General features: G+C 71.2%; 3 protein-coding genes. All 3 read right to left on the reverse strand.

Translation table 11 applies throughout. From position 1 onward, the window contains the following. Window positions 1-87 precede the first annotated feature (87 nt). The 3 genes from ACFE86_RS17245 to ACFE86_RS17255 all read right to left on the reverse strand — a co-directional run bounded on the left by ACFE86_RS17245 (window position 88) and on the right by ACFE86_RS17255 (window position 7526). Window positions 88-2457, reverse strand: a complete 2370-nt coding sequence (locus ACFE86_RS17245) for a PAS domain-containing sensor histidine kinase (RefSeq protein ID WP_375456557.1) — start codon at window positions 2455-2457, stop codon at window positions 88-90. Window positions 2458-2634: 177 nt separating this feature from the next. Beyond that, window positions 2635-5247 carry an aminopeptidase N gene (gene pepN, locus ACFE86_RS17250; protein ID WP_375456558.1) on the reverse strand — a complete coding sequence of 871 codons (2613 nt, stop codon included), beginning with the start codon at window positions 5245-5247 and terminating at the stop codon, window positions 2635-2637. A gap of 158 nt (window positions 5248-5405) precedes the next feature. After that, window positions 5406-7526 (reverse strand): PAS domain S-box protein, encoded by a 2121-nt coding sequence (locus ACFE86_RS17255; protein WP_375456559.1) that lies wholly within the window; start codon window positions 7524-7526, stop codon window positions 5406-5408. Window positions 7527-7967 lie beyond the last annotated feature (441 nt).

Raw genomic sequence — 7967 nt, forward strand, 5'->3', positions numbered from 1 at the left:
ACCATTCCAGACCATCTGGCAGGCCTGGACCAAAGATCCACACCGGTTCAAGATCAATCCGCACCACCTCATCCCGGGACCATACACCTAGAGGCCCGCCGGATGCAGTGCACGCACGCTCGCACCCGACGCCGCGCGGAGCGCCGCCACGGTCTGCTGCGCGGCCTCCTCGGCGGCCACCGTCGCGAGGCGCTCGCGGGTGGGGCAGGGCAGGCGCACCAGCACGATCGTGCCGACGGTCTCCTCCGAGCGGATGCGCAGGGAGCCGCCGTGCAGTTCGGCCATGGAGCGGGCGATGGCGAGGCCGAGGCCGGAGCCCTTGTGGCTGCGCGTCAGGTTGGTCTCGACCTGCGAGAACGGCGCCCCGAGCCGCGCCAGCGCGGCCTTCGGGATGCCGATGCCGGTATCCTCGATGAACAGGTGGGCGCGGTCGCCGGCTTTGCGGGCGCGCACCGCGATCCGCCCGTCGGCGGGTGTGAACTTCACCGCGTTCTGCAGCAGGTTCACGAGGATCTGCTGCAGGGCGCGCTCGTCGGCGAGCAGCGCGAGGCCGGGCCGCAGGTCGATGGTGACGTGGAGGTTCTTCCGCCGCGCCGGCTCGGCCACGAGCTTGAGTGCGTTGGCCACCGCCGCCTCGACGGCGATCTCGCGCCGCATCAGGCGGACGCGGTGCGCTTCGATGCGCGACATGTGCAGGATGTCGTCGATGACGGAGAGCAGGTAGTTGCCGCTCTCGCGGATGTCGGCGCAGTATTCGGCGTAGCGCGGGGAGCCGAGCGGCCCGTAGAGCTCGCCGGCCATCAGCTCGGCGAAGCCGATGATCGCGTTGAGCGGCGTGCGCAACTCGTGGCTCATGGTGGCCAGGAACTCGGACTTGGCCTGGTTGGCCGATTCCGCCGCGGCCTTCTGGTCGAGATACCGCTCCGCGAGGTCGGCGAGCTGCTGCGTCTGCAGTTCGAGGGTGCGGCGGGAACGCTTGAGGTCCTTCACCGTCTCGATCAGTTCACGTTCCGAGGCCACGAGCTGCTCCTGGTGCCGCTTCAGGTTGGTGATGTCGGTGCCAACCGAGACGTAGCCGCCGTCCTTGGTCCGCCGCTCGCTGATCTGGAGCCAGCGGCCATCGGTCAGCTCGGCCTCGAAGGTGCGGGCCGTCCCGCTCGCCGCGTCCGTCTCCGGTAATTCGCGCCGGATCTGCGGGAGCACGCCGCGGCCCATCACCGCGTCGTAACGCCGGCCGACCTGCGCGTCCTCGGGGCTGAGCGCGTGGAGGTGGCGGAACTTGGAATTGCACAGCACCAGCCGGTTGCTCGTGTCCCAGATCACGAACGCCTCGGAGATCGCCTCGACGGCGTCCCGCAGGCGCATGTCGTTGGTGGCGCTCGCCTCGGCGAGGTGCTGCTGCTCGGTGACGTCGATGGCGATGCCGACGAGGTGGCGCCCGCCGTCGGTGACGTCCGGCACCACCTCGGCGCGCGTGCGCAACCAGACGTAGGCGCCGTCGGCCCCGCGCATGCGGAAGGCGTGATCGACGGTGGTCTGGCTCGCGGCCAGCCCCCGGGCGAGGCTGTAGAGGTCGCCGTCGTCCGGGTGGACCAGGGCGTTGACGTCGCCGAAGGACAGGAACTCGCGCTCGCGGCGGTAGCCGAGCAGCGCGTACATCGAGTCCGACCAGTAGATCCGCCCGCGCGGGATGTCCCAGTCCCACAGGCCGCAGGCACCGCGGCCGAGCGCCGTGTCGAGGCGCTGGCGGATCTGCTCGCAGACCTTGTCGACCGCCTTCGCCCGGCGGCTCTGGAGCCCGTAGGCGAGGCCGACCCCGACGATGACCAGCGCCGCGGCGGCGATCAGGACGGCCTGGTGATGCGCCCGCCCGGTCCAGCCCGCGGTCAGCGCCGCGACCGATTGCAGCACGGCGATGCGGCCCTGGTCGCCGGGAAGCCGGCGCATCGCGGCGAACACCGTCTCGCCGGTGGCGGGCGTCAGCGTCATCACGCCGGCGCGCTCGCCCAGCGTCGAGAGCGCCTCGGTCTCGCCCAGCACCTGCTGCAGGGTCTCGATGCCGGGGCCGAGCGGCGGCCGGGCGGCGAAGATCCGCTCGCCGCGCGAGACCAGGAGCACCCGGCGCCCGGCGGGCAGCGTGCCGGCCGGGAACAGGTCGGCGAGGCTCGCCTGCGCGGCGGCGTCGCCGGCCGGGTCGGCCAGCGCGGTCGCGGCGATGCGGGTGAAGGTCTCGAGTTCGGCGGCGGCGGCCGAGAGCAGTTCGTCGCGCTGAGCCTGGAGATGGAGGACCGTCAGCGCGGCAAGGCAGGCGAGGAAGGTCGCGAGCAGCGCCGGAACCGCGTAGCGCAGCCACGCTTCCGCCCGGACGAAGCGTGCGGCGGGCGCGCGCGTGGGCCAGTGGATACCGAGAATCGTGTCCGCACGCGCGGAGAAGGAAGCGGAATCCGCCTCCGGCATGGTCAACCTCGTATCGGGTGGGAACGTGCGGCTCGGGGCGAAACCGTCCTCGAATCTGGATTCAGTTCATCATCATCCGGAGCGACTTGTCCACGGGTTTTTTTTACGCCGACGCTCGACTCCGTCTCGAATCCTCAGGCTTGCCTGCGACGAAGAATTATGAACCCCCAGAGAGGGTTAGTCGGCCTCTCCCATGCGCGCCGCGATGTCGGCCACGTCCCGGGAAAGCCCCGGGATCGCCTTGATCCGGTTGAGGATTCCGGAAGCCTTTTCGCGCCGCGAACTTTCCCATTTCCGCCAGGGGGCGAAGGCCGTCAGCAGCCGCGCCGCGAGTTGCGGGTTCGTTCGGTCCAGGGCCTCGACGGCGTCTGCGACGCGCGCGAAGCCGGCGCCGTCGGCCCGCGCGAACTGGGTCGGGTTGCCGAAGGCGAGGCTGCCGATCAGCGCCCGGACCCGGTTCGGGTTGCTCATCGCGAAGGCCGGATGCCGGGTCAGGTCGGCGATCCGCGCCAGCGTGCCGTCCTCGGGAATCGTCGCCTGGATCGCGAACCACTTGTCGAGGACGAGGGGCTCGTCGGCGTAGGTCTCGCCGAAGGCCGCGAGCGCCGCCTCGCGGGCATCCCCCTGGATCGACGCGATCACCGCGAGCGCGGCGAGCCGGTCGGTCATGTTCCGCGCCTCGCGAAGCTGCGCCAGGGCGCAGGCGGCGCCCGCGTCCGGATCGGCGGCGGCGATCAGGTCGCGGGCGGCGTTGGCGAGCGCCCGGCGCCCGGCGGAGGCCGCGTCCGGGCTGTATGCCTCCGGCTCCGGCCAGAGCGCCGCGAGGAGGGCGTCGAGGCGACCGCGCAGGCGCCGGCCGAGGATCGCCCGCAGGGCGCGGCGCGCGGCGTGGATCGCCTCGGGGTCGAGGTCAGCGGCGATCTCGTTGGCGACCTCGCCCTCGCCCGGCAGGCTCAGCACCAGGGCGGCGAGGGCGGGGTCGGCGCGCGCCTCGCCGTCGAGGAAGGCACCGAGCGCGTCGGCGAAGGCCTCGGCCGCTTCCGGAGCCGCGGGCTCCAGGATCAGCCGCATCGCGACCCCTTGCGCGGCCTGCCAGCGGTTGAACGGGTCGGTGTCGTGCCGCAGCAGGATCAGGCGCTCTTCGTCGGTGAGGTCGAGGTCGAGGCGCACCGGCGCCGAGAAGCCGCGCAGCACCGAGGGCACCGGCGCCTTCGCGACGGCCTCGAACACGATCTCCGCCGACGCGGCGTCGAGCACGAGGAGGCCGTCCGCGACGGCCTCGCAGGTGGCCTCGCCGAGCGGCCCGGAGGCGGCGACGAGGCCGAGCGCCACCGGGATCACCAGGGGCGGCCCGGCCGCCTCCAGGCTCTGGCGGAGCGTCAGGGTGCAGCGCCGGGCCGCCGCGTCGTAGGCCCGCGTCACGGCAAGGACCGGCGTGCCGGGCCGTCCGTACCAGCGCGCGAAGGCCGAGAGGTCGCGGCCGGTCTCCGCCGAGAACGCCGCCAGGAAGTCCTCGACGGTGGCGGCCCGGCCGTCGTTGTCGGAAAAGTAGCGGTCCATGCCGGCGCGGAAGGCGTCGGCACCGATCAGCGTGCGCAGCATCCGCACGATCTCGGCGCCCTTGTCGTAGACGGTCGCAGTGTAGAAGTTGTTGATCTCGGCGTAAGCCTCGGGCCGGACCGGATGCCGCAGCGGCCCCGCATCCTCCGGGAACTGGCGCGCGCGCAGGCTCCGCACCTCGCCGATGCGGTGGACCGCGCGCGAGCGCATGTCGGAGGAGAATTCCTGGTCGCGGAAGACCGTCAGGCCCTCCTTGAGGCAGAGCTGGAACCAGTCGCGGCAGGTGACGCGGTTGCCCGACCAGTTGTGGAAGTACTCGTGCGCGATGATCCGCTCGATGGCGGCGTAGTCGCCGTCGGTGGCGGTCTCGGGGCTCGCGAGCACGTACTTGTCGTTGAAGATGTTGAGGCCCTTGTTCTCCATCGCGCCCATGTTGAAGTCCGAGACCGCGACGACGTTGAACACGTCGAGGTCGTAGGCGCGCCCGAACGCCTGCTCGTCCCAGGCCATCGCGCGGATGACGGCATCGAGCGCGTAGGCTGCGCGGGGTCCCTTGCCGGGCTCGACGTGGACGGCGACCGAGACCGTCCGGCCCTCCATCGTCGTGAAACCGTCCGCCACGTGGTCGAGCCGTCCGCCGACGAGGGCGAAGAGATAGGCCGGCTTCGGGTGCGGGTCGTGCCAGACCGAAAAATGCCGGCCGGTGCCGGGCACGTCGCCGGCCTCGACCGGGTTTCCGTTGCCGAGCAGCACCGGCGCCTCCGCCCGGTCGGCCTCGATGCGCGTGGTGTAGACCGCCATCACGTCGGGCCGGTCGAGGAAATAGGTGATCCGCCGGAAGCCGTCGGCCTCGCACTGGGTGCAGTAGACGCCGTTCGAGCGGTAGAGGCCCATCAGCCGGGTGTTCGCGCTCGGATCGACGCGCGTCGCGATCGTCAGCGTAAACGGAACTTCGGGCGGGGCGTGGACCGTCAACCCGGACGGGCTCGCCGTATAGGCTCCTGCGTCGAGGGACCGGCCGTCGAGGGCGATCGCGTCGAGCGTCAGGTCGTCGCCGTCGAGCACGAGCGCCGCGCCCGGCCGGCCCGCCGGGTTCGGGCGGAGCGCGAGCCGCGCGGTGATCCGGGTGTCGTGGGGCGCGAGCCGCACGTCGAGATCGACCCGGTCGATCAGGAAGTCGCTCGGCCGGTAATCCTCCAGCCGGATCGTCGCGGGCGTGTCGGTTCGCATGGCCTCTCCTGCGCTGTCGGAGCCCGGCGGGACCGCCCGTCCGGTCCGTCCGGCTTACTGCGGAGGTGGGCCCTTGCGCGGGGGCGGGTCAATGGCCGCCGGGCCTCGGGCAGGGCCGTCAAGTTCGCCCGATCGCGTTCGCCCGATCGCCCTCGCCCTCAGGCGGCCTTCTCCGCTCCGTCGAGGCTCGCGAGGTTCCGGGCCAGTACCTCGATCCGCGACTGGCTCTCGCCGACGAGGCCCGCGATATCGGCCGAGGACGCGGCCGAGCGCCCGGCCAGCGCGCGCACCTCCGAGGCGACGACCGCGAAACCCCGCCCGGACTCGCCCGCCCGCGCCGCCTCGATCGTGGCGTTGAGGGCGAGCAGGTTGGTCTGCTTGGCGATGGCGTCGATCGCCCGCGTGATCGCGTCGATCTTCTGCGAGGACGTCAGCACCTCGCCCAGCGCCTGGTTGGTCTGCTCCATCGTGCGCTTGCGCGACGTGATGTCGACTGCGCACATCAGGATCTTCTCCGGGCGGCCCTCGATGTCCGGCAGGATGGAGAAGATCGCGTCGAGCCAGACGCCGAAGCCGTCCTGCGAGGGCCAGCAGACCTCGCGCCGCGTCCGCCGGCCGGCGAGAATCGCCTGCCGGTCGGCGTCGGCGATCAGGTGGCCGGCGCTCGCCTGCGGCTCGGTCGTCAGGATGCCGAGCCCGCGCAGGTAGGGGTTGGCGCCCAGGAAGCGGCCGTCGAGGTCCCATTCGCAGATGGCGTTGGAGGCGCTGATCGAGTCGAGCTGGATCCCGCGCTGCACCGACGCCTGCTTGGTCGCGGTGACGTTGGCCTGGATCGAGATGTAACGCTCCAGCACGCCGCCTGCGCCGAACACCGGGTTGATCGCCAGCGAGATCCAGTAGGGCTTGCCCGCCTTTGTGTAGTTCAGGATCTCGTCGTAGAACGGCTCTTGCCGGGCTAGGCGCTGGCGCACGGCGTCGCGCGTCGCCGCGTTCGTGGCCGGCCCCTGGAGGAAATCGCCGGGCTTGCGCCCGCGCACCTCCGCGGCCTCGTAGCCCGTGAGCCGGGTGAAGCCGGGGTTGACGTACTCGATGCGCCCGCCCGCGTCGGAGATCACGACGGAGTTGTCGGTGGCGTTGGCCACGAGCGAGAGCAACTGGAACTGGTCGCGCCGGCCGACCTCGTCCGTGATGTCGGTGGCGAACTTCACCACCTTGTAGGGCTTGCCGGCCGGATCGAGGATCGGGTTGTAGGTCGCCTGGAGCCAGATCGGCTTGCCGTCCTTGCCGAAGCGTCGGAACTCGCCGGCCTCGAACTCGCCCTGCGAGAGACGGTCCCAGAAGCTGCGGTAGGCCGCGCTCGCGCGCTCCTCGGGATCGACGAACAGGCGGTGGTGCTGCCCGCGGATCGCGTCGAGGCCGTAGCCCACGACCGCGAGGAAGTTCGGGTTGGCGTCGAGGATCGTCCCGTCGAGGGCGAATTCGATCACGCCCTGCGAGCGGCCGATCGCTGCGACCTTGCCCTGGTAATCGGCGTTCAGGAGCTTCTGCTGCGTGATGTCGGTGGCGAACTTCACCACCTTGACCGGCTTGCCGGAGGGATCGAGGATCGGGTTGTAGGTGGCCTGGAGCCAGATCTCGCGGCCGTCCTTGCCGACGCGCCGGAACTCCTTCGACTGGAACTCGCCCCGCGCCAGGGCCTGCCAGAACGTGCGGTAGGCCGCGCTGTCGCGCTCGGCGGGCTCGACGAAGATGCGGTGGTGCCGCCCGCGGATCTCGTCGAGGCCGTAGCCGACGACCGCCAGGAAGTTCGGGTTGGCGTCGAGGATCGTCCCGTCGAGGGCGAAGGCGATCACGCCCTGCGAGCGGTGGATGGCCTCCACCTGCCCGAGATGGTCGGCGTTCAGGAGCTTCCGCTCGGTGATGTCGCTGGCGAACTTGACGACCTTCGCCACCCGTCCGCCGCGTCCGAGCACCGGGTTGTAGGTGGCCTGGAGCCAGATCTCGCGGCCCTCCTTCGTGATGCGCTTGAACTCGCCGGCCTGGAACTCGCCGCGGGCAAGCGAGGCCCAGAACGCCCGGTAGGGCGCGCCGTCCCGCTCCTCGGGAGCGACGAACAGGCCGTGGTGCCGCCCGCGGACCTCCGCTAGGCTGTAGCCCACCGCCTTCAGGAAGTTCGCGTTCGCGGTCAGGATCGTGCCGTCCGTGGCGAACTCGATCACCGCCTGGGAACGATCGAGCGCCTGAAGCTTGGCCGAGGTGCTGCTGCCGAAGAACGTCATGCGCGCGGTCGAATCCAGTGATGACGTCCGATGCCGGAGCGCGGGCGGGCTGCGCGGGCGCAGGTCGCGGCGAGACGTCGGTACGGGCCGCCTCGCGACGGTCAAGATGATGAAAATCATTGAAGCAACCTTTAACAATTCTTCGTTCTTGAGATGATTACGCTCGCCTCATGCCTTGGGCCTACAGGCTAGTCTGGTTAAAGAAATCTTATGCGGCCATCGGCGTGAACTATCCTGCTGGCGCCACGTTTCCGGGCGGCGCGCGAGGCCCGACGCGGGCAAGGCGCGCCGCGCCCGGCGCCTGATCGGCGCGCGGGGCGCGGGGCGCAGGGCTCCCGGGCCGGCCTACTCGCCGAAGCGGCCCGCCCTAGCTACTGCCGCGACCGGCCGCGACCGGCCGCGACCGGCCGCGACCGGCCGCGACCGGCCGCGACCGGCCGC

The sequence above is a fragment of the uncultured Methylobacterium sp. genome, assembly GCF_964244095.1.
Classification (GTDB): domain Bacteria; phylum Pseudomonadota; class Alphaproteobacteria; order Rhizobiales; family Beijerinckiaceae; genus Methylobacterium.